The 26157-nt window shown below is 50.8% G+C and carries 3 protein-coding genes; all 3 read right to left on the bottom strand.

From position 1 onward, the window contains the following. The 3 genes from ACWHAR_RS04995 to ACWHAR_RS04985 are packed head-to-tail and all read right to left on the bottom strand — an operon-like array spanning position 1 to position 26146. On the bottom strand, positions 1–10776 hold the full coding sequence (locus tag ACWHAR_RS04995) for a non-ribosomal peptide synthetase (protein ID WP_057766235.1): 10776 nt from the start codon (positions 10774–10776) through the stop codon (positions 1–3). A 25-nt stretch (positions 10777–10801) separates the two neighbouring features. Then, positions 10802–18439, bottom strand: coding sequence for a non-ribosomal peptide synthetase (locus ACWHAR_RS04990; protein WP_045555043.1), 7638 nt, complete (start codon positions 18437–18439; stop codon positions 10802–10804). A gap of 15 nt (positions 18440–18454) precedes the next feature. Beyond that, the gene (locus tag ACWHAR_RS04985; protein WP_032872262.1) at positions 18455–26146 is read right to left on the bottom strand and encodes a non-ribosomal peptide synthetase; all 7692 of its coding nucleotides are present in this window, start codon (positions 26144–26146) and stop codon (positions 18455–18457) included. Positions 26147–26157: the final 11 nt, after the last annotated feature.

The raw sequence follows: 26157 nt of genomic DNA, 5'->3' as shown, positions 1-26157 counted from the left end.
TTAGTGGAAGCTGAGTAAGTCGGCAATATCCTGCAAGGCTTCCTCAGTCAGCTCCCGATCATCAAAGTCACTGACGGTCTTCTCCGTATCGGTTTTGCTGAGGCAGTGTTCCGACAGTTTCAGGAGATAATACCGGCAGCTTTCGGACAGCCGTTCGATCGTATCTCGCCGGAAGCGCTCCGTTTCATAGGAAATGCTGACGGTCATCCGGCCTTTTGCCGCAATCGCGCTGATTTCAAGTGACTGCTCCCGTTTCCATGTATCTGTCACATCATCTCCGCCTCCCAAAGGAGAAAACTGAAACGCGTCTGGCTGTTCCGTTTCTGCCGGATTCCCGCCGGGCGCATCGAATTGTCCGAGATAGTTAAAGCTGATCTCCGGTGCTTTCCCGAAAGTCATCCCGGCAAGCTTCGGCGGTGTTAAATATTTGAGGACGCCGTATCCGTTCCCTTTATCCGGAATGCGCCGCAATGTGTCTTTGACGGTTTTCAATGTGCGAATTTCATATTCTTCATGAGGTTCATAAGCTCCGCTCCGGAAAAGCACCGGGTAAATGGAAGTGAACCACCCCACTGTCCTGCTGATGTCCGCACCTGCCTGCTCCGATTGGCGTCCGTGCCCTTCAAGGGCGATTTTCAAAGCGTGCCGCGGCGACCACTTCTGAATGGCAAGCACGGCGGAAGTCAAAAGCACATCTTGTGTATCCGTATTGTAGGCGCTGTGCACATCTTTCAACAGGGCGTCCGTTTCACTTTCTGTCAGAGTGAAGGATACTGTGTTCCGTTTTTTTGCAGGAGTTTGAGATAAATCTGCCTGCTCGTAAGGAAGACTTTCTGTTTCATAGTGTTCAATCTCCCGCCAATACTCCGCCTGCTGAAGCAGCTGTTTACTTTCGGCATAATCGGCCAGCTGCTCCGTATATGTTTTGAATGACATGGTTTTCGGAGGGAGTTTGATTTCCTGTCCAGAGACGGCCTGCTCATAAGCAGAAGCCAAGTCTTCCAATAAAATCCGCCATGATATCCCGTCGACAGCGAGATGATGGACCGTCAGAAACAAGTAATCTTCTGCTTCAGAGCGGAACAGCCCCGCCTGTACAAGCGGCCCGTTCTCCAAATCCATGTTTCTCTGAAGCTCGGCGACGCGGCGTTTTACAAAACGTTCCTTCTCATGCTCATCGCCTTCCGTTTCTAAAATGGTCAGGCTGTAAAGCTGCTCATCTGGGAGGTCAGCCGGTCTGTTGAAAAGGAGAAGACCTTTCTCTTCGTCTTTTTTGCAGACAAGGCGCAAGGCATCATGATGAACGGTAATGGCTTTTAACGTTTTCCTCAGGATCTCTTCATCTATTGAATTTGTTCTCGTCAGCATGACGGACTGGTTAAAATGATTTGCTTCCTTCATGTCTTGTGTGAAGAACCATTTGTGAACCGGCGACCACTTCACTTCTCCTTCTGCAGGAGCTTGGCTGACCGGCTGCCGCTCTGTACGGACATAAGGCGCCAGCTCCCTAATTGTCGGCCGGCTGAAAATATCTTTTACGGCGATCTGTTTTCCAGCCTGATGTAATCGGGCTGATACTTGCAGGGCTTTGATGGAATCGCCGCCCAGTTCAAAAAATGATTGATCCGCGGCAATGTTTTCAGTTCCGAGCACTTCGCTCCAAATCGCGGACAGCTCTTTTTCCATGTCGCTTTCAGGCTCGGTAAATGCCCGTCCGGTGTGCGCTTTTTTCCGCGGCTCAGGAAGCGCGCGGCGGTCAAGCTTCCCGTTCGGTGTGACAGGCAGGGCTTCAAGTGTTTCAAAGAACGCCGGCACCATATAAGCGGGCATTTCATTTCTGAGTGCCTGCTGCACGGTTTCACTTTCTGTTCCTTCTTCTGTCACGATATAAGCGCATAGTTCCGTTTGGCCTGCTGATGCGGTATGAGCGGTGACGGCTGCTTCTTTGACACCTTTTATGCCTGTTAAGGCGGATTCAATTTCTTTCAGTTCCACCCGGTAGCCTCTGATTTTGACTTGCTCGTCCATTCGGCCGATATATTGCAGTGTGCCGTCCGGCAGCCATTTTGCCAGGTCGCCCGTGCGGTACATGCGCCGGTTCTTCCGGAACGGGTCTTGGACAAAGGCTTGAGCCGTTTGCTTATGAAGATTGCGGTACCCTCTTGCAAGGCCGGAACCCGAGATGCAAAGTTCTCCCGTTACACCGATCGGCTGCGGGTGATCCCCGTTTAAAATATAAACGTGTGAATGCTCAATCGGACGGCCGATCGTGATGTTCTCACTTTGTTCTATATGTCTTGCCGCTGTAGTGGCGACGCTGTTTTCCGTCGGTCCGTACTCATTGGCAAGCTCCGTGTGTGGACAAACTGATAAACTGCGGCTGATAATGTTTTGGTCGACAGCTTCTCCGGCTAATGTGACAATTCTGAGAGACTCGGCATCCCCCGGCTCCAGTACGTCAAGCAGTGTACGGTACAGTACGGGAACAATGATCATGTGAGTGATGCGGTAAGATGCAAGATAGTGTTTAATAGCAAGAATATCTCTTGCTTCATCTTCGGCTAAAACGGCCGCCTTCGCACCTGAAATCAGCGGTGTGAACATACTTGTTACAAAACCGTCAAAGGAAAATGAAAAGAGCTGAAGAACCGTATCTTTCTCATTCAGATCATAAAATCCGCTCCGCCATTGAAGGGTTTGGCTGACGGATCGATGTTCGACCATAACCCCTTTCGGCCTGCCTGTCGTTCCCGATGTATAAATGATGTAAGCCAAATTTTCCGGTGCTGATAATGACTGGACCGGCGAAGCATCCTGTTCTTGGATATCCTCCAGTGCGAGCACTTCACCGTTAAAACGATCAGGCACTTGTTCTATCGCACCATGTGCGGTAAGGAGAAGCGCTGTGCCGCTGTCTGAGATGATATATTGCTTGCGTTCCTCCGGATATTCAGGATCTATCGGGACGTAGGCTCCTCCGGCTTTCCAAACCCCGAAGACTGCCGCTACTTGTTCCGGCGATCTTGGTATCACAATGCCGACGGCTGCATTAGGTCCGATCTGCCGTTTTTGCAGAGCTCTGGCGATTTTATTCGACCAGTCATCTAATTCTTTGTATGTGATCAATGTTTCCCCGCTGATAAGGGCCGCGGCATCAGGTGTTTTTCGCGCCTGGGTGATGAACAGTTCATGAACTGTTTTTTCAGGCAGCTGTTGATCCGTCAAGCCGTTAAAGTCCGAAAGAATCCGGTTCCGTTCCGGAGCAGTCAGCATGCTGATCGCTTGTAAAGAAGTTTCCGGTTCACGGACAATGTGTTCAAGCATCGTCATAAAGTGGGAAGCCCAGCGCTGCATTGTTTCTCTCCGGAATAAAGACGCCGCATATTCAAACAGAAAATGAATCTGTCCCCCGCCTTCAGAAGCCTGTAAAGTGACATCAAATTTGGAAACCGGACGGGACACATCCGCAGGCTGAATATGCAAACCGTCCAACAGCAGTTCCTCATGCTCTATATTCTGGACGACAAGCATGGCGTCAAACAGCGGATTGCGGCTTGTGTCCCGCTGCACGCCGAGCCGTTCCACAAGCTCTTCAAACGGATAGTCTTGATGCTCATACGCCTCAAGCGCCGCCTGGCGGACTTCCGCCAAGTAATCGGTAAACCGTTTGTCTCCTTTCGGCTCCGTTCTGATGGCCAGCGTGTTGACGAACATGCCGAGAATCGGTTCAAGGTCTTTGTGCGGACGCCCGGCAATCGGTGAGCCGACGATGATGTCTTCCTGCCCGCTCAATCTCGCGAGTAACGTATTGTACGTGGCAAGAAGCACCATATACAAAGTGGAGCCGTGATCCCGGGCGATGCGGTGAAGGCCGGATGCCGTTTCAGCGTCAAGCGTGCACGATACGCTGCCGCCCGCAAAGCTTCTGACAGCCGGACGGGGCTTGTCAGCCGGAAGCTCAAGCACCGGAAGCTCTCCTTCTAGCCGCTTCAGCCAATACGCTTCCTGTTTCTGGTACCCTTCTTTCTCCTGAAACGACCGCTGCCAGACGGCATAGTCTTTATATTGAAGGCGCATCGGCGCAAGCGAACGGCCTGCGTACAGCTCGCCGAATTCTTTTATCAAGGTGTTGACGGACACACCGTCAGAAATAATATGATGCATATCCGTTAATAAAAGATGATGTTCGTCGGATTCTTTCACGAGAGCCGCACGGAAGAGCGGCGCTTCCTCCAGACAAAACGGCCGGACGAATGCGTCAGCTGACTCGGCCTCATCCAGCTGAAACGGTACGCTGTCATGGATGCGCTGCACCGGTTCACCGTCAGGCCCCGTTTCAAAGGACGTTCTGAGCGACTCATGCCGCTCCACAAGCTGCCGGAACGTCTCCTCCAGCCGGCTGCGGTCAAGCGGGCCCGTCAGTTCCAGCACAGCCGGCATATTGTAGCCGACACCGCCGTCTTCAAGCTGTTGGAGCACATACATCCGTTTCTGCGCCGAAGACACCGGATAGGTGTCCTGTTTTTGCGCAGGCTGAATCGCTTCATACGGGCTCTCTTCCAAGTCCTGAATAACCGAAGCGAGTTCTTCCACCGTCGGCCGGGCGAAGATGTCCTGTAACGGCACCTGAACACCGAACTCTTTGGCGATGCGGGAAACGAGAGCCGTCGCTTTTAACGAATGGCCGCCCCGCTCAAAAAAGTGATCCCGGATGCCGACAGGGCCGTTTTTCAGCACCTCTTCCCAAAGGGCGCAAAGCTTCATTTCCGTGACGTTCCGCGGGGCGGTGTACGCCTGTCTGTCTGCCGCTCCGCCGGGAGCCGGCAGCGCGCGGCGGTCAAGCTTTCCGCTCGGCGTGACCGGCCATTCGGTCATCTCTATAAACTGAGCCGGCATCATGTAGGCCGGAAGGCGTGCCGCAAGCTCCGCCCGCACGTCATCGCTTTCCCGTCCTTCGATATAGGCGTAAAGCGCGGTATCTCCGTGTTCGGTCCGGGCAGTGACCGCCGCCTCACGAATGCCGTCGATGCGCCGGATCGCCGCTTCGATCTCTCCCGGTTCGATCCGGTAGCCGCGGACTTTCACCTGTCCGTCTGAACGGCCGAGCCATTCGATAAGGCCATCTTCTGTCCAGCGTGCGATATCACCCGTCTGATACATGCGTTCTCCCGGATAAAACGGATCATTGAGAAAGCGCTCCTCCGTCAGCTCAGGCCGGTTCAGATAGCCCCGGGCCACCCCTGTCCCCGCGATGTACAGCTCTCCGATACAGCCCGGCGGCAGAAGCTGTTTCTTTTGATTTAAAATATACAGCCGCATGTTATGCCCGGAAATGCCGATCGGAACATTGTGAAATTCTTTTCCTTGCGGCAAATCAAAGTACGCCGCTTCTACCGTCGCTTCCGTCGGACCGTAGGAATTTGTCAATTCCGTTCCAGGCAGAAGGTCATAAAAACGGGAAACCAAGTGCGGGCCCAATTGTTCACCGCCGGCAAAAACCCTTTTTAAGCAGATCTTTTTGATCGGCTGTTTTCTGGAATTTATATATTCCAAGAAAGCATGAAGCATGGATGGCACAAAATGGGCCGCCGTTATGCGGTTATTCTCCAATGCGTTCAGTATCATTTCAGGGTCTTTCTCGCCGCCTTGCGGAAGGAGGAAAACAGAAGCTCCCGCGATCGGCCACCAAAACAGCTCCCAAATCGAAGCGTCGAAAGAGTATGATGTTTTATGCAAAATGATGTCAGAATCACTTAATCCATAACGCGTTTGCAGTGAGTATAAAAAGTTTACGGCTGACCGATGTTCAACCTGCACGCCTTTTGGGCGTCCCGTAGAACCGGATGTATAGATGATATAAGCCAATGAATCAGGTTTTACCGGAACGTTAGGGTTGGCCGCAGCTTCAGGGTTTCCTGTTTGTCCGCTTTTCAGAGAGATCATTTCTCCCTCAAAAAGATCTGGTGCGAAAAGTTCTGGTTCTGCCAGTAAGAATTTCACGCCGCTGTCTTTCAGTAAAAAGCGAATCCGCTCTTCCGGGTAATCCGGATCAATCGGCAGATATGCACCGCCTGCTTTTAAGACAGCGTAAATGCCGATCAGCATGTCAGGAGAACGCCGGCCCATAATGGAAGTTTTATCCTCCAGCCTTATGCCGCGCTTGATCAGCTGATGCGCAAGCTCGTTTGCCCTTTCGTTCAGTTCCTGATACGTAATCGAAATGTCATCAGTTAAAATCGCAGGACGGTCCGGCGTTTTTTCCGCCTGCTGTTCCAGCAGATCATGAAGAGACTGATGAAGCGGAAACGCTGTTTTCTGCACGGGGCTGAAATCTTGAAGCAGAGACGCTTCTTCTTTTTCTGTCAAAACAGAAATATCGTCTAATTCCAAGCCCGGATCACCCGCGGCGTTTTCGGCAAGTGTCGTAAAAAATCCCGCCCATTTTTGAATCGTTTTTCTCTCAAACAAATCGGTGCTGTATTCAAACTGGCAGTACAATTCACCGGCGTTTTCAGAGATGTACAGTGATAAGTCAAATTTAGAAATCGGCAGGCTGACGTCTGCCGGCTGCAGTTCAAGTCCGGCTGCCCTAAGCTTCTGCTGTTCCATATTTTGCAGCGCAAATGTTGTGTCAAACAGCGGATTTCGGGACATGTCCCGCGGCACACCGAGCTTATCGACGAGCTCTTCTAACGGGTAATCCTGATGTTCGTAAGCCTCAAGCGCTGTTTGGCGAATTTCCTTTAAATATTCTTTGAATGTCATGCTTCCGTCGGGACGCGTCCTGAAAGCAAGCGTATTGACAAACATGCCCAGAACGGCGTCAAGGTCGGCATGAGGCCTTCCTGCAATCGGAGACCCGACAATCATATCTTCCTGTCCGCTTAAACGGGCTAACAGAACCGTGTACACACCAAGCAGCGTCATATACAGTGTGCATTTGTTTTCTTTCGCCAGCTTTTTCAACTGAGCTGTATGTTTTTCATTGATGACAAATGACACCCGGTCTCCGGAAAAACTCCGCACCGGGGGACGCGGCTTATCAGCCGGCAATTCAAGCACGGGAATCTCACCGGCAAGCCGGTTCAGCCAGTACTCCTCTTGTTTCCGATATGCGGCGCCCGCCATAAATGATTGCTGCCAGACGGCATAATCTTTGTATTGAATCCGTAACGGCGGCAGGCTTCTCTCAGCATACAGCTCACTGAATTCACGTATCAAAAGATTGACGGATACGCCGTCTGAAATAATATGATGCATGTCAGCTAAAAGCAGATGCCGGTCTTTTTCTATTTGGACAAATCCCGCCCGGAAAAGGGGCGCTTTGCCGAGATCGAACGGCCGGATAAACGCTTCGGCTGATTGTTCTTTTGTAAATGCAAACGGCACGTCGTCATGAATCCTCTGCACGGGCAGGCCGTTTTTTTCTTCAAAGGACGTTCTGAGCGGTTCATGCCGCCCGATCAATTCCTTGAACACGGCTTCCATCCTATCTCGGTCAAACGGCCCCCTCACCTCTAAAACGGCTGGAATGTTATAGCTGACACCGCCATTTTCAAGCTGGTGAAGGACGTACATCCGTTTTTGGGCGGATGAGACAGGATATGTTTCTTTCATTTCTGTCTTTTCTATGGATGCGAACGGGTTCTCTTCTGCTTCACTGATGATTTTGGCGAGTTCTTCTACAGTCGGATGGCTGAAGACATCGCTCAGCGGGATTTGCACACTGCACTCTTTAGCTATTTTTGCAACGAGTGCCGTCGCCTTTAATGAATGGCCGCCAAGCTCGAAAAAGTGATCGTGAACGCCGATCGGGCCGGTTTGAAGCACTTCTTCCCATATGCGGGTAAGCTTCAGCTCGGTCACATTCCGGGGAGCTGTATATCGACGGCCTGTGGCGTATGCCGAAGCTTCCGGAAGGGCCCGCTGATCGACTTTTCCGTTCGCAGTGAGCGGAATTGAGTCAATAAAAGCCCATTTGACCGGAATCATATACTCAGGCACCTCTTTAGCCAAATCTCTCCGCAGCTGAGAAGGATCAGTCGCTTGTGAGACGCTGCAGTAAGCGCATAATTCATTTTCGCCCGACTCATTCGTTTGAATCAGAACGGCAGCTTCTTTTACGGCGTGATGATTTGCCAGGACGGTTTCAATTTCCTTCGGTTCAATCCGGTACCCTCTGATCTTCACTTGATCATCTGTCCGGCCGATGTATTCGATTTGGCCGTCCGCACGCAGTCTTGCCAAATCTCCGGTCCGGTACATGACGGCGTCCGTTCTGAACGGATCCGGCAAAAATTTCTCTTTGGTCAGCGCCGGATTGTTCACATAGCCTCTTCCTGTATTCGCTCCGGAAATATACAATTCTCCCGCAATTCCGAGAGGCTGAAGATGCCGGTTTTTGCTGAGAATATACATCTTGTTATGATGGATCGGTTTCCCGATCGGCGGATGTTCAGGTATGTCATCTCCCGCAGAAATCGTATACGTTGAAACCACATGAGTTTCTGACGGGCCGTAATGATTATGCAGATGCATACCGTGTAAACGGAGCGTCTGCCTGAACAAACGCGAAACGGTCAGCTGCTCCCCGGCCGTAATGACATGCTTCACACAGCGGGGAAAAGACTGTGCATAACCTTCTTCATTGAAAAGCATTTTGACAAACGCAGTCGGGAAAAACACAACTTCCGTGTTGTGCTGATCAATAAACGAAAACAGCTGAGAAACATCCCGTTTGATTGATTCGGGTACGATACAGAGGGTGCCGCCGCTCAAGAGTACTGAAAATAACTCTTGATAGCAGACGTCAAACGCCAAAGATGCGTACTGCAGCACATTTGTGCAAAAATCAATGTCTGTGTTCGTCAATTGGTCAGAAAGCAGGTTGGCCATATTTTTATGTTCGAGCAGCACACCCTTCGGTTTCCCTGTCGTTCCCGATGTATAAATCATATAAAGGAGGTCGTCTGCCGTATTAATGGATTGCACATTGCTTCCGTCCGCTTCCGTCCCGGCCTCTTCTATGTATGTAACTTGCAGCGCTTGTTCCACGGGGACGGACTGATGCCGCTCTGTTACAACATGGACGCAGCCGCTGTTTTCAATAACATATCGGATACGCTCCTTTGGACTGCCCGGATCTATCGGGACAAAGGCGCCGCCCGCTTTTAAAATACCGAGAACGGCCGCCGCTAAAGAAGGGGAACGGCCAAGCATGACGCCTACCGGTTCCTCCCGCTTTAAACCGCGCTTTTTCAGCAGGCGGGCCAGCTTATTAGCCGATTCGTTCAGTTCTTTGTACGTCACTGACTCACATTCATACCGAATTGCGATTTGATTCGGCGTTTTTGCGGCCTGCCTTTCAAACATCGCATGAACCGTGTCATATTCAGGTTTTTCGGTCTCTTCAGAAATCGGCGCAAGCAGCTGCGCTTTTTCCCCTGGAGTGATGATTTCAAGCTTGTCCGGCGTGATGTCCGGTTTGTCGAGAACCTGGGAGACGATGTGTGCCAAATGGCCTTTGATATTTTCGATAAATTGGCGGTCATACACGCTTGAATCGTATCTCATTTTCAAATGAATCTCGTCACCCGGCGCCACCATCAGGTAAAAACTGTAGTTGGTTTCGTCTTCCATGCTGAAATCATGGATGTGAAAAAGGTCTTTCGTGTCTCCCTTGCTGTTCAGCACATCAAGCTCCTGTTCAACCGGATAATTCTCAAAGACGAGAATGTGGTCAATTAAGCCTTGTTTTACCTGTGAATTCGCCTGTATGTCATAAAGCGGGTGATAGCTGTATGCCTGTCCTTTCAAAGCGTCCTTTTGCACGTTTTTGATCAGCTTTTGAAACGGGATGTCCGCCCCGCTGATCCGGACAGGCACGGTATTAATAAACAGGCCGATCATTCGCTCGATGCCTTCGATTTCAGACGGCCTTCCCGAAATGACAGAACCAAAAACCGCATCTTCTGTCTGGTTATACGCCTGAAGCAAAATGCCCCAGAGCGTGTGGAAAATGGTGCTCAGCGTGACCTCTTCTTTCACGGCCAGCTCTTTCAGCTTAGCCGTGTCCTCTTTTGAAAAGGAAAACGTCACTTCCTCTTGTCTGCTTTCGCCGGCTTTTTTCTGCTTCGGCAGAACAGTCTGCTGCTCAAAGCCTTCAAGGTATCGCTCCCAGTACGAAGCGGCTTTTTCTTTATCTTGCTCCATCAGCCACTTGATGTAGGTCCCGTACGGCACAGCGGGCTCAAGCGTTAACGGTGTCCGGCGGAGCCGCGAGGCGTATATCTGGAAGAACTCTTTCAGCACGATTCCGAGACACCAGCCATCCATAATGATGTGATGGAAACTCCATATGCACGTATATTCACATTCACCGGTTTGAAGCAGCGTCACCCGCATCAGCATGTCTTTTTGCAGATGAAACCCTTTCTCACGGTCTCTTCGTTTGGCTTCTTCAATATACTTGATTTGATCAGCCTTATTTAAATTAGTGAGATTTTCCTCAATAATGCTGACGTTCCGCTCTTTTAATACGACCTGCTGCGGCACTGACACGTTCTGGCTGATAAAGATCGTTCTGAAAATATCATGTCTTTCGAAAAGGGCATGAACGCTCTCTTCAAACACGCGGGTGTCAACCTTCCCCGTTATTGAAAAGGAGGCCTGCTCGGCGTAAGCCTGTGATTCCTTTTGCAGGAGGGAATGAAAAAGCATTCCTTCCTGCATATAAGACAGCGGATAAATATCCTGAATTGCATTCTTTTTTGTCATGTTATAATCTCCCTGTCGCCTTTTTCTACAGTTCCTCGACAAAACTCGCTATGCTGTCCAAATCATCAGATGTTAACGTTTTGCTGCTAAAATCACTAACGGTTTTTTCTGCTTCCTCTTTCCCTGTGCAGTGCGCCATAATATCACGCAAATATTGCTGTAAGGTTTGCAGCAGCTGTTCCATCGTTTCTTTGCGGAAGCGGCTCGGCGGATAGCTCAAACTGAAGTGAAGTTTGTTTTGTGCGGCCATCGCGCTCATTTCCACCGCTTGTTCCCGCTGCCATGTCGGCGTGATGTCGTGCCCGCTTGCAAGACCGGACAGACTGAACGTGTGCTGATCTTCTGTATCATTGAATTGCCCTAAATAGTTAAAGCTGATTTCAGGCGCTTGTCTGAAGCGGATTGTTTTTTGTTCAGGCGGTGTCATGTATTTTAAAATGCCGTAGCCTATTCCTTTATCCGGTATTCTTCCGAGTGTGTCTTTGACCGTTTTTACCGCCGTTCCAAGCTCAGCGCCTGCTGTGTTCAAGTCAATGAGCACCGGATACATGGAGGTAAACCAGCCTACGGTGCGGCTGATGTCGAGCTCCGGCATGATGTGCTCTCTCCCGTGCCCTTCCATCGCGATGCGCAATCTGCCGCCCCCTGTCCAGTCCCGTAAAGCCAAAGCTGCGGCAGTCAGAAGAATATCTTGCGTATCGGTATGGTAGGCCCGGTTGACCTGCTGAAGCAAAACGGACGTTTCTTCTTCTGTAAGCGTAAAGCTTACCGTTTGCCGAATGCTGTCGGCTCCCGTCTGATGCTGCGGTTTTTCATAAGGAAGTTCGGCGGCTGTTTCTTCTTCAATAAAACGCCAATATTCTTCTTCATGCATCAGCTTGCTGCTTTTTGCGTATTCTGAAAGCCTTACGGCGTATTGTTTAAACGAATCGGTCTTTGGCGGAAGCTGGACCGGCTGACCTTTTACGGCTTGAGTGTAAGCGGCAGATAAATCCTCCAGCAGAATACGCCATGACACTCCGTCAACCGCCAGGTGATGTACGGTGATGAATAAATAATCCCCGGACCGGGTTTTGAACCAGCCGGCTTTTAATAACGGCCCTTTTTCAATATCCATCCGCTGTTGGAGCGCAGCCACTTCAGTTTCTATTTCTCTTTCCCAAGTATCTGTCTCAGACAGATCCCAAATGTCCAAGCTGTACAGTTCAGCATTTTGAATACCGTGATTGATTTGTCTGAAACTTTCGTTTTCTGCACTGACGGTGATCCGGAGTGCATCATGATGAATGACAAGATGCTTCAAGGCTTCTTTGAGCGGCTGTTTATGCAATGCGTCAGAGCTGAACATCATGACGGACTGATTGAAATGATTTCTGTTTTCCATCCGCTGTGATAAAAACCAGTGCTGAACGGGTGTCCAAGGTATGTCTCCTTCTACCGGCCGCTGATCGCTGACTCTTTCCGCTTTCCGGATAAGAGGCGCGAGCTCCTTAATGGACGGGTGCCGGAATAAGTCACTTGCCGTCATTTTCCACCCATAGCGTCCGAGCCGTGCGGAAACTTGCAGCGCTTTGATTGAATCGCCGCCCAACTCAAAAAATGAGTCCTCAATCCCGACTTGTTTTGTGCCGAGCACTTCCTGCCAGATCACGGAAAGCTGTTCTTCAAGCTCATTGCGGGGAGCTGTGTACGCGGTTTGAAGCGCGAGCTCCGGTTCGGGCAGATTTTTCCGATCCAATTTACCGTTCGGCGTAAGCGGCAGCTTCTCAAGTTCCATCATATAGGCCGGAACCATGTAATTCGGCAGTTGCCGAGAAAGTAAAGAACGCACTTTTTCTGTATCCATGTCCGCCTGCAGACTCATATATGCGATCAGTTCTTTATTGCCGGACTGCCCGGTTCTGACTGACACGGCAGCTTCTTTCACGCCGTCCAGGCTCCTCAGTGCGGCTTCAATCTCTCCCAGCTCGACCCGATAACCGCGGATTTTCACTTGATCATCCATCCGCCCGGCATATTCGATCGTTCCGTCCGGCAGCCAGCGGGCTAAATCTCCGGTGCGGTACATCCGTTCTCCGGGAACAAAAGGATTAGGGACAAATTTTTCTTCCGTCAGCTCAGGGCGGCCGAAGTATCCTCTTGCCACACCGTCTCCTCCAGTGCATAATTCGCCGATGACGCCAATCGGCTGCGGTGTTCCCCTGCTGTTTATGATATATGCGGTTGAATTTCCGACTGGGCGGCCGATCGGGATTGAATGATCGTATGATTGTTCAATCAAAAAGCAAGTCGAGAACGTCGTGTTTTCAGTCGGTCCGTATCCATTCCATACTGAGAGATGCGGCAGCGCACTCCGAACCCGGTTTACATGGCTCGGGGACAGTGCTTCCCCGCCGATAATCAATCGGGATAATCCGGAAAACACGTGTTCATTTTGTTCTGATAAATGGTTGAACAGAGACGATGTCAGCCACAGTGTCGTAATGCCGTTTTGCTGTATAAATGTTTCCAGAACATCAGAGTCGAGATAGGTTTCCTGGTCACTTACATATAAAGAAGCGCCGTTTAAAAGCGGACCGAATATTTCAAATGTCGTAACGTCAAATCCTAATGATGAAGTAAACAACAGTCTATCTTCCGGCGTAAAATCAATATAATTGCTGTTTTTCACAAGGCGGATCACGCTTCGCTGTTCAATCATGACGCCTTTTGGCGCACCTGTTGACCCGGACGTATAAATCATGTAGGCCAACGATTCAGGTCCGCCGAGCGGTTCGGGATTTTCCGAACTCAATCCGGCCTTTGTTTGAATATCCTCTATGAATAAACGTTTTCCTGAAAGCGGCAGACCGTCAAGTTTATCAGATTGGAGAAGAATATCAGCTTTACAGTCTTTAAGCATCCATTCAGCCCGTTCCCGCGGCACATCGTCACCGATAGGCAAGTAGGCGCCCCCCGCTTTTAATATTCCGAGGATTCCGGAGGCAAGCTCTGTTGTGCGGCCGGTTAATAAGGCGACAACGCTTTCCGGACCGACGCCATTTGATCGGAGAGCCGCCGCTATTCTGTTAGCCCGTTCGTTCAGCTCACGGTATGTCAAGATTTGTCCATCATAAACAACTGCCCGGGCATCGGGAGTTTCTTTTGCCTGCCGCTCAAATAAACGGCTGATGGTTTCGTGTCTTGGGTAATCGCTTTTCGTCTGATTAAACTGATAAATGACGCGATTTGTTTCAGCATTATCCAGTACGTGAATGTCACCAAGCGGTATCGCTTGGTTTTCAATTACTTTTGTAAGAATACGGGTAAAATAAGATAGCCATTTTTCAATTGTCTGTTTTTGATAGATATCTGTATTGAATTCAAAATCAAAGCTGATGGAACCGTCAGACCCTTCTGACGCGTAAAGCGTGGCATCAAACTTTGCGGTTTTATGACTTGTATCCGCAGCTTGAGCCAAATGCAGCTTATTTAACACCAGGGATTCACGCTCCATATTTTGGAGCACAAACATAACGTCAAACAGCGGATTTCGGCTCATGTCCCGCTGTACGCCGAGCCGTTCCACCAGCTCTTCAAACGGGTAGTCTTGATGCTCATACGCCTCAAGCGCCGCCTGGCGGACTTCCGCCAAGTAATCGGTAAACCGTTTGTCTCCTTTCGGCTCCGTTCTGATGGCCAGCGTGTTGACGAACATGCCGAGAATCGGTTCAAGGTCTTTGTGCGGACGCCCGGCAATCGGTGAGCCGACGATGATGTCTTCCTGCCCGCTCAGGCGCGCGAGTAACGTATTGTACGCGGCGAGAAGCACCATATACAAAGTAGAGCCGTGATCCCGGGCGATGCGGTGAAGGCCGGATGCCGTTTCAGCGTCAAGCGTGCACGATACGCTGCCGCCCGCAAAGCTTCTGACCGCCGGACGGGGCTTGTCAGCCGGAAGCTCAAGCACCGGGAGCTCTCCTTCTAGCCGCTTCAGCCAATACGCTTCCTGTTTCTGGTACCCTTCTTTCTCCTGAAACGACCGCTGCCAGACGGCATAGTCTTTATATTGAAGGCGCATCGGCGCAAGCGAACGGCCTGCGTACAGCTCGCCGAATTCTTTTATCAAGGTGTTGACGGACACACCGTCAGAAATAATATGATGCATATCCGTTAATAAAAGATGACGTTCGTCGGATTCTTTCACGAGAGCCGCACGGAAGAGCGGCGCTTCCTCCAGACAAAACGGCCGGACGAATGCGTCAGCTGACTCGGCCTCATCCAGCTGAAACGGTACGCTGTCATGGATGCGCTGCACCGGTTCGCCGTCAGGCCCCGTTTCAAAGGACGTTCTGAGCGACTCATGCCGCTCCACAAGCTGCCGGAACGTCTCCTCCAGCCGGCTGCGGTCAAGCGGGCCCGTCAGTTCCAGCACAGCCGGCATATTGTAGCCGACACCGCCATCTTCAAGCTGCTGGAGCACATACATCCGTTTCTGCGCCGAAGACACCGGATAGGTGTCCTGTTTTTTCGCAGGCTGAATCGCTTCATACGGGCTCTCTTCCAAGTCCTGAATAACCGAAGCAAGCTCTTCCACCGTCGGCCGGGCGAAGATGTCCTGTAACGGCACCTGAACACCGAACTCTTTGGCGATGCGGGAGACGAGAGCCGTCGCTTTTAACGAATGGCCGCCCCGCTCAAAAAAGTGATCCCGGATGCCGACGGGGCCGTTTTTTAGCACCTCTTCCCAAAGAGCGCAAAGCTTCATTTCCGTGACGTTCCGCGGGGCGGTGTCTGCCGCTCCGCCGGGAGCCGGCAGCGCGCGGCGGTCAAGCTTTCCGCTCGGCGTGACCGGCCATTCGCTCATCTTTATGAACTGAGCCGGCATCATGTAGGCCGGAAGGCGTGTCGCAAGCTCTGCCCGCACGTCATCGCTTTCCCGTCCTTCGATATAGGCGTAAAGCGCGGTTTCGCCGTGTTCGGTCCGGGGGGTGACCGCCGCCTCACGAATGCCGTCGATGCGCCGGATCGCCGCTTCGATTTCTCCCGGTTCAATCCGGTAGCCGCGGACTTTCACCTGTCCGTCTGAACGGCCGAGCCATTCAACAAGGCCGTCTTCTGTCCAGCGTGCGATATCACCCGTCTGATACATGCGTTCTCCCGGGTAAAACGGATCATCGAGAAAACGCTCCTCTGTCAGCTCAGGCCGGTTCAGATAGCCCCGGGCCACGCCGGTCCCCGCGATGTACAGCTCTCCTGCCACGCCCGCAGGCTGGATGGTTCCCCCGCTATCTAATACATACAGACGGGCACCCGGAACGGGTTTTCCGATCGGAAGCCTTGTCCGTCCGCTGTCCCGTTTTCGGTCACAGACGTAAAACGCCGCATCAACCGTCGCTTCCGTCGGTCCATAGCCGTGAATAAGCATCGTCTCCGGCAACAGATCTGCAAACCGGGCAGCCGTAAGCGGGGAAAGAGCTTCGCCTCCGGCAAACACGCGTGTCAGTGTTCTGCCGAGGCGTGTTCTTGTTTCCTCAGGCTCCGTTTCCAGCGCGTCTAAAAAGCTGTTGACCATTGCCGGAATAAAATGCGCGGTCGTCACCTTTTCTGAGGCAAACGCTTCAATCATCCGCACAGGATCTTTCTCCCAGCCGGCAGGAAGCAGATACACGGAGGCGCCTGACATCGTCCACCAAAACAATTGCCAGATAGAGGCGTCGAATGAAAAGGATGATTTCAGCACGATAACATCCTCTTCCGTTAACGGAAACTGCCCTTGCATCCCTGATAAAAAGGCGGCGGCCTGACGGTGTTCAACAGCCACTCCCTTCGGTGTTCCCGTCGAACCGGACGTATAAATGATATAAGCGAGCGAAGCGCTATCCGCTTCTTCAGAGACAGCCCCTGTCTCCGTCTCGCCTGTCAGAGCAGAAAGAGACACTTCTAGCGTTTCTCCGGAAAAACCGGAAACGGATAATCCCGGCTGTGCAAGCAGAAGACAAGCGCCGCAGTCGTCGAGCATATAGCGCAGCCTGTCCTCAGGATAGTCAGGGTCAAGCGGCACGTAGGCGCCGCCCGCTTTTAACACGGCAAGCACTGAAACCACCATCTCCGGCGAGCGTTCAGCGAGTACGCCGACCATGCTTTCTTTGCGGATGCCTTTTTGGCGGAGCCGAACGGCGAGCCTGTCTGTGTACTGGTCGAGCTCAGCGTACGTCAGCATGCCGCCCGGAAAACGGAGCGCCGGACGATGCGGCGAAAGCGCGGCGCGGCGGGCAAACAGCCCGTGAAGCGTCGGAGCCGGCGGTTCAACCGTTTCTGTACGGTTAAACGCATCCAGCATATTTCTGGCTTCACACGCATCCAGCAATGCGATCTCGGAGGCGCTCATTTCAGGGTCGGAAATGACTGACTTCATCATATGCCGTAAAAATGTTTCAATATTCTTCATAAAAACACGATCGTATATACCGGTATCAAAGTTTAAGCGGATATAAAGAGAATTTTCCGGAATCACCTTTATGCTGCATCCGTAGTTTGTGACTTCCTCCATCGTGAAATCTTCTACCGCAAAATCAAATGAACCGGCCTGACTCACATTTTCAATTTCACGCTGGGCCGGCACATTTTCAAACACGATAATGTGGTCAAACAGCGCTTGCTTCAGAGGGCTTTGCGCCTGAATGTCATACAGCGGATAATAGCTGTACGCTTCTGCTTGCAGCGTCTCCTGCTGCAAATGCCTGACGAGCTCCAGAAAAGAAAATGAACCGCTTTTCACCCGCACGGGAATCGTATTGATAAACAGTCCTACCATTTTTTCCACGCCTGCGAGATCCGACGGCCGGCCGGAAACGACAGAACCGAAAACGGCGTCATCACAGCGGCTGACACGCTGCAGCAACATGCCCCACAGTGCCTGGAACACTGTATTCAGCGTTGCTCCCGCCCTTGCCGCAATGTTCTTCAGCCCATTTGTCTGCTCTTCCGAAATGGTGAAAACCGCCTGCTCAAGTTCGCCATTTGGTTCCGCGGATTTTTTCGGAAGAGACGCCGATTGCTCAAGATCGGCAAGTCTCATATTCCAAAAAATCTCGGCTTCTTTACGATCCTGCTTCATGAGCCATTTAATATACTTTCCATATGGCTGAACAGGCTCGAGAGACGGGAGCCGTCCGTCTCCGAGAGATTGATAGATCATCAGAAATTCCTTCATGACAATTCCGAAGCACCAGCCGTCCATGACGATATGATGATGGCTCCATATACAAACATAGCGTTCAGGCGCTTTTTTCAAAATGGAGACTCTCATGAGAGGGTCTGATTGCAAATCAAAGCCTTTATCTTTATCTTCTTTTCTGAACCGGTCGGCATATTTGTCTTGTGCCTTCTCGTCCAAATGAGAAATATCATGAAACTGAACGCGGCTTGGTCTGTTTTTCAACACGACTTGGCGGGGCTTCGCCACATTCTTATGAATAAATGTCGTACGGAAAATATCGTATCGTTCAAAAACAGCATCTATACTTTTTTGGAATCGTTCCCGGTCAAGCTGTCCGTTGATCGTAAACACCGCTTGTTCGAAGTAGGCTCTTGAGTCATGATCCAACAGAGAATGAAAAAGCATGCCCTCCTGCATAAAAGATAAAGGATATATATCTTGTATTTCCGGTTGCTGCCCCATTGCGCCACTCCTTTTCTATAGTTTGTTGACGGCTCCCATAATGTCACTCAGATCTTCCAGCGTTAACTCCTCGTCACTGAAATCAGCGGCGCTCCATTCACGCTCCTCTTTGCCTGTGCAATGCGTGATGATCTGCTTGAGAAAGGCATGAAAATGTCCCGTCAAAACTTCAATCGTTTCTTTTTGATACTGAAAACGGTTGTACACGACATGCATGCTGAGACATTCCGACGATACGGAGCCGCTGATATCAAGTGTGTACGGACGTTCCCAGTCCGGGCTGACTTCATTTCCCGCTTTTACGGGAGAAACACCGAAGCCGCTGGAACGGATTTCCCGGTCGAACTGCCCCAGATAGTTAAAACTGATTTCAGGAGCATCAGATTCAGTCTCTTCCCAGAGTTTGCTTATATACTTCAGCACCCCGTATCCCGCTCCTTTATGCGGAATGCGGCGCATCATGTCTTTTGTCCGCTTAATGTGATAGCCGAGCTGCTCGCCGTCATCAGTCTGATCTTGAAAACTTGCGTCAACCAATACCGGATAAATTGACGTAAACCAGCCGATGGTTCTGCTGATATCAAGATGCTCCAGATGCTCTTCCCTTCCATGGCCTTCCATGCTGATTTTGAATGTCTCGTTTCCAGTCCATCTGTTCAGCGCAAGGCTTAACGCGGCAAGCAATAATTCACCCGTCTCTGTTGTGTATGCTCTGTTCGCTTCCGTTAACAGCTGCTCAGTCTCCTGTTTTGTCAATGTAACGGTCATCACATCTGTATCTTTCAGAAGATTGGAAGAGATGCGGGCATCTTTCGGAAGCGGTTCGACCGCCGCTTTTTCTCTTTCGGACCAGTAGTCTGCTTCCTGTAACAGCCGGCGGCTTTTTGCATAATCAGAGATTTGCTTCGCGTAAGTCTGATAGGAATCGGTTTTTGCCGGAAGCGCGGTTTCTTTTCCTTCGAGCGCCTGCCTGTAGCATGCGGTGAGATCTTCAAATAAAATCCGCCATGACACCCCGTCAATGACAAGGTGATGAATGGAAAGCAGCAGATGATCGCCATCATTAGCGTGAAATAATCCGACAGCTACGAGCGGACCCGTCTCCAGCCGAATGGAAGTTTGAATAAGGGCGGCCGCCTGTTCAATTGCGGCGTGCTCCTCTTGTAATGACCCTTTCCCTCTCACGTCATGCGTTTCAAACATAAAGAGTTCTTCTTCAGAAAGGTTTTCCGCTCTGTTATATTGAATCACCGATCCGTTTTGCGTGCCGCATACCATCCGTAATGCGTCATGATGAACCGCGAGCTGTGCCAGCGCTTTTCTCATAGCAGATTCATTGATTCTGTCCGCACTGCGGAGCATAACCGACTGATTAAAATGATCATGCGGCAATGATTGCGACAAGAACCAATGCTGGATCGGCGTCAGCGGCACGTCTCCCGTGACGGGAGCCTGATCAATCACGCGGCGGACTTTCCGGAGCCGCATCGATACTTCTCCCAGTGTCTGATGCTCGAACAGCTCGCGGACGGTCGTTTCATAGCCCTGCTGTTTCAGCCTCGCACATACTTGCAGCGCTTTAATCGAATCCCCGCCGAGATGGAAGAAATGAGCATTGGGGCCGAGTCCTTCAACACCTAAGAGTTCTTCCCAGATGTCAGCCATCATTTCTTCAGTTTCATTTCTCAGGCTGATATCATCTCCAAGGCTATCATTTAATTCAGGCTGCGGGAGCGCCTTCTCGTCCAGCTTCCCATTCGCCGTCAAAGGCAGTTCATCAAGCTCTATCAAGCGGGCGGGAATCATATATTCCGGCAGAAAAGCTCTGAGAGAGGCCTGAATCTCTGCTTCTTTTATCTTTTCGTTTCCGTGTAAGACCGCGTATGCGTAAATGGAGTGCTGACCATGCTGATCAGCACGTGTGATCACGGCGGCCTCTTTCACGGAGGAAAGCTCTTGCAGCGCTGATTTAATTTCTCCCAGCTCAATTCTGTGGCCTCTGACTTTTACTTGCGCATCTTTACGCCCGACATATTCCAGCTCGCCATTTGAGAGCCTTTTGGCGATATCGCCCGTCCGGTAGAGCCGCATGCCGTGCGGATTCGTGATGAAACGGGAGGCGGTTAAATCATCCCTGTTTACATACCCCCTCGCGACGCCTTCCCCGCCGATATAAAGCTCACCGGGAATTCCGATCGGCTGCAGATTCATATAGGCGTCCATGACAAAAGCATGAAGGGTTCCCAGCGGTCTGCCGATATTGCTTTTGTTTCTCTCAATATCATCCATATTCAGTTTTTTGCATGTGACGTGAACCGTGGTTTCCGTAATGCCGTACATATTAACAAGCTCCGTCTCCGGGTACTTTTCTTTCCAGCTTTTCAGCATGCCGGGCTGAAGCGCCTCTCCGCCGAAAATGACATATCGAAGCTGTAGCCTGTCCGTATGCCCGGCCTCTTCATGAATGAGTCCTGAAAAAGCCGTCGGCGTTTGGTTCAGCACCGTTACGCCTTCACTTTGCAGCAGCTGCCGGTACAAATGCGGATCACGGGCAGTTTCTTTCGGCACGATAACTACCTTTCCGCCGTATAAGAGCGCGCCGAATATTTCCCATACAGAAAAATCAAAGCAATAGGAGTGGAACAGCGTCCAGACGTCTCCAGAGCCGAAATCAAACGGCAGTCCTTTATGTGTGATAAGGCTGATGACATTGCGGTGTTCCGTCATAACGCCTTTCGGTTTTCCTGTTGTGCCCGATGTGTAAATCACGTAAGCCGGCTGTTCAGGCGTTATCATTTCTTTCGTTCTGTCTGCTGAAACGGATTCAGGCTTATCGATGTATAAAACCGGCAGCCCGTCCATTCCGGATATCCCAAGACCCGATTGCGTCAACAGAACACGCGCGCCGCTGTCAGTCAGCATAAATGAAATCCGCTCGTCAGGATAGTCAGGATCGATCGGCAGATAAGCTCCTCCCGCTTTTAAAATACCGAGAATCCCAATCAGCATATCCGGAGATCGATCGGTCATAATTCCGACAATCTGTCCGGAGCGGATGCCATTTTCCGACAGCATATCGGCGATTCGATCCGCCTTTTCATTGAGCTCGCGGTAGGTGAGACGCTCATCAGACATGACGGCTGCAATTTGATCCGGCATTTTTTCCGCCTGTGCTTCAAATAAACTGACGATCGTTTCATGCCTCGGATACTCCGCCGTTTGATTTCCCGCTTGAAGAAGCATCTGCCGCTCGTTTGTGTCCAGCAAATGAATGTCAGACAGCTTCCGCTCATCATCCGATGCGATTTGTCCTAAAAGCTCTTTAAAATGACCGGCCCACCGTTCGATCGTATCCTTTTCAAACAAGGCGGTACTGTATTCAAAATGAAAATCCAGTGAGCCATCCGGCCGTTCCTCGGCATGAAGCGTCAAGTCGAATTTTGAAATGTCATGCTTCACTGCATGTGAAGAAACGGATAAGCCCGGAAGGTTCACTTCGAAATCATCACTGTTTTGCAAAACGAGCATGGCATCAAACAGCGGATTGCGATTGACTTCCCGGTGTGTATCAAGCTTTTGGGCAAGTTCTTCAAACGGGAAGTCCTGATGTTCGGCCGCGCCGAGGGCGAGCATTTTCACCTCTTCTAAATAAGCGCGGAATGTCTTATCCCCTTTCGGCCTGCTTCTCATTGCCACGGTATTTACAAACATGCCGATGACCCCGTCAAGCTCAGCGCGGCTTCTGCCGGCCGCAGGTGAACCGACGACAATGTCTTCCTGCCCGCTCAATTTAGAAAGGAACAAGGAGTAGCTTGCCAAAAGAATCATATACAGCGTCGAACCTGTCTCATCCATGAGCCGGCGCAAATTCTCCGCCGATTCCTTTTGAAGGCGCGTTCGAACAACGGACCCGCTGAAATCAGGAAGCTGCGGGCGCTTTTTATCGAGCGGCAGATCAAGTACGGGAATGTTTTCCCCGATCGTCTCCAGCCAATAACGCTCATGTCTTTTGAATTCTTCAGCGGCAAACCGCTCATGCTGCCAGACGGAAAAATCTTTGTACTGGAGTTTTAACGGCTGCAACTCCTTTCCTCTGTATAAATCCGTCAATTCTTGAATCAGAACGCTCATTGACACACCGTCTGCGATAAGATGATGCATATCAAGCAGCAGAAAATGACGTTCTTCAGTGACTTTGGCTAAAGTCACTCTCAAAAGCGGCGCTTTTTCCACATCAAACGGTTTGACGAAAGTTTCCATCACCTCTTGAAGAAGGTTCCCGGATGGCATGTGAATCTCTGTGAGGTCAAGATCGACATGTGAATGTATGTGCTGCATCGGCTCCCCGTTTCGTAAAACAAATGAAGTGCGTAACGCTTCATGCCTTTGTAACAGCGCTGAAAAGGCTTCGTGCAGCCGATCCCGGTTGAGTCTGCCGCTCAGTTCCAGACAAGCGGGCATATGATAGCCTGTACTGTCCGCTGCAAGCTGATGAAGGGCATAGAGCCTTTTTTGCGCAAAAGATAGCGGGTACAAGTCCTTTGCCACAGCAGGCGTGATTTCTGCATATTCTCCTCTTTTCCTCTGTTCAAGGAAGCGGGCCATGCTCTCGATGGTCGGATGTTCAAAAACATGGCGGACGGCAAGTTCAATTTGGAGCCGTTTATGTATGTTTGAAACAAGCGACGCGGCTTTCAGCGACTGTCCGCCGATTTGGAAGAAATCATCTCTCATACTGATATGTTCCCGTTTCAGCACTTCTTGCCAAATAGACAGCAGCTCGGTCTCAAGCATTGTGCGCGGAGCTTGATAATCACCGGTTCTCTCAGCTTCTTTCGGCTCAGGAAGTGCGGCCCGATCAAGTTTTCCGCTCACAGACAGCGGCATTTCCGTCAATTTCGTAAAGCTTCCCGGTATCATATAAGCAGGTAATCTCCCGGCCAATTCGGCATGAGGGTCAAATGTCACACCCGCGTTTTGCAGTACGACATAAGCTGCAAGCTCCTGTTCCCCGTCCGCCGTTTTGCGCACGGTGACTGCCGCCTCTTTTACCCCGGACAGACTTCTGAGTGCCGTTTCGATTTCTCCTAATTCAATTCTGTAACCTCTTACCTTGACCTGATCGTCAAAGCGTCCCATATATTCAATCGTTCCATCCGGTAAAAATCGGGCTGCATCTCCCGTTCTGTACAGCCGTTCACCTTCACGAAACGGATGAGGGGTAAAGACTTTGTCCGTCAGCTCTTTTTGCTGAAAATATCCGTCCGCCAGACCTTTTCCGGAAATACACAGTTCACCGACGGCTCCGACCGGCTGCAGCCGATCTCCGTGCATCATATAGACAGAAGTGTTGGCAATCGGGCGCCCGATCGTAATCCGGCTGCTTTTTTGCAGGTTGCGCAGAATCGTCGTGGCCACACTGTTTTCCGTCGGGCCGTATTCATTCAGCAGCTCGGCATTCGGGCATATGTTGCGGCTCGCTTCCACGATATCAGGGGTGGCCGCTTCCCCGGCAAATGTCACCGCCCGAAGCGTCTGCGCATCCTTTTTCGTCAGCGAATCAAGCAGAACGCGATACAGAGACGGAACGATCAGAAGATGGCTCACTCCGTGGCGGGTGATTTTCTGTTTTATTGAAAGGACGTCTTTCGCATCATCTTCATCAGTTAACAATACACAGGCGCCCGACAGAAGCGGAGTGAAAAGACTCGTTAATGACCCGTCAAATACGTATGAAAAAAGATGAAGCGCTATGTCCCCTTCTGTCATCCCGTATTCTTCACGCCGCCATTGCAATGTATTGCTGATCGCTTTGTGTTGTACAAGCACCCCTTTCGGCCGGCCTGTCGTTCCGGAGGTGTAAATGACATACGCCCAATTTCCGCTGTCAGAGACCGGCGGAAGCGGTGCGGTCTGCTGGGAAACCGTTTCCTCCATGATGACGACGCTGCCTTTAAAATGCGGCGGGATGAGGGGGAGCAGGTCTTTTTCAGTCACGAGCAGTGAGGCTTCACTGTCTCTCAGTAAAAATGAAATCCGTTCAGGCGGAAATTCCGCATCAATCGGCATATAGGCGCTGCCCGACTTCCAAATTCCGAGCAGAGCGGCAACCGTACTCATTGATCGGCGCAGCATAACAGCGGTGATCTGGTCGGGGCGTGCGCCTTTTTCCCTTAACGCATGCGCAATCTGATTCGCCCGCTGATTTAATTTCTTGTAGCTCCAGCATACCCCGTTATATCTCAACGCCTCTTGGTCAGGCGTTTTTGCCGCCTGTTCTTCAAACAGCCCATGAACGGTTGTCTCAGGGTACGGACGGTTCGTTTCGTTAAACGAATGAATCAAGGCTTCTTCCTCCGGAGGCACGAGACTGATGCTTGATAAAAGCCTGTCCGGATCTTCCGTTACACAGGAGATGACCTCCAGAATATGCCCTTTGATCCGTTTCATCTCTTCCCGATCGTAGATGCCCGCATTGTAGCTGAATTTTACATAAAACTCTTCTCCCGGAACGATGACGACGTTAAGATCGTAATTGGTTTCCTCCGCCATCGAAAAGTTTTCAAGTGAGAGCGCACTGCTTTCCGTTTGCTGCCAGCCGTTTACCGCAGCCTGCATCTGAACCGGATAATTCTCAAAAACCAGGATATGGTTCAAGAGATCTTTTTGCAGACCGCTCTCGTTTTGAATGTCATAAAGCGGATAATAGCTGTGCTCTTCCGCAGCGAGTGACTCTTTTTGCACCTTTTTGAGAAGAGAAGAAAAAGTCATATCCCCAGCCGCGCGCACCCTTACCGGCACGGTATTGATAAACAGTCCAGCCATGGATTCAATGCCGCTGATAGCAGACGGCCTGCCGGAAACAACCGAACCGAAGACCGCATCTTCAGTGCCGTTGTAACGATGGAGAAGCAACCCCCAAATGCCCGTAAATAAAGTATTCAGCGTGACCCCGGTGCTTCGGGCAATGTCTGTCAGTTTTTGTACGGTTTCAGGCTCAAGGGAAAATTGAAAATGCTCAGATGCATAACCGTTTTGCGCCGGCTTATGCTTCGTTTGCGGAACGGAAACGACTTCTCCGTAATCTTCCAAGCAGCGCGACCAGAACGCTGACGTTTCTTCTTTATTCCGGCTTCGGAGCCATTTGATATAAGAGCTGTACGGAGCCGGACTGCCGAGGTTTACAGGCCGCCCGTTCCGGATCGCATAATACATGCTGAAGAAATCTTTCAGCACAATGCCCAAGCTCCAGCCGTCCATCATAATGTGATGGTGAGTCCAAACGCACGTATGGCGGTTTTCTCCCGTTTGAAAAAGAGTCAGGCGCATTAAGGGGCCTTTTTGCAGATCAAACCCCTTATGCCGGTCGGTTTCCTTGAATTCCTCAATGATGCTTTGCTGCCGTTCTTCCGAATAGTCTGAAATGTTCTCAGTCTGTACGGCTGTGTCACGGCGTGAAAGGACAACCTGCTGCGGACCTTCAAGGTCAGGCACTTCTTTTATGAAAATCGTTCTGAAAATATCATAGCGGCTGACAAGCATATCCAGACTTTTTTGGAATGTATCAATGCATAAATCCCCGCTGACTGTAAACGAAATCTGCTCGACATATGCGTTTGATCCGGAATCCAGAAGCGAATGAAACAGCATGCCTTCCTGCATATATGATAAAGGGTAAATATCTTGAATTTCTGTCGCTTGTGTCACGAATGCCACAC

This window comes from Bacillus sp. LR--39 (assembly GCF_053613335.1).
The sequence above is the reverse complement of the archived record's forward strand: the minus strand, read 5'-3'. Positions and strand labels throughout refer to the sequence as shown.

Coding starts and splice junctions, on each gene's coding strand:
- ACWHAR_RS04995 (WP_057766235.1), bottom strand. CDS start 10,776: ATGACAAAAAAGAATGCAATTCAGGATATTTATCCGCTGTCTTATATG.
- ACWHAR_RS04990 (WP_045555043.1), bottom strand. CDS start 18,439: ATGGGGCAGCAACCGGAAATACAAGATATATATCCTTTATCTTTTATG.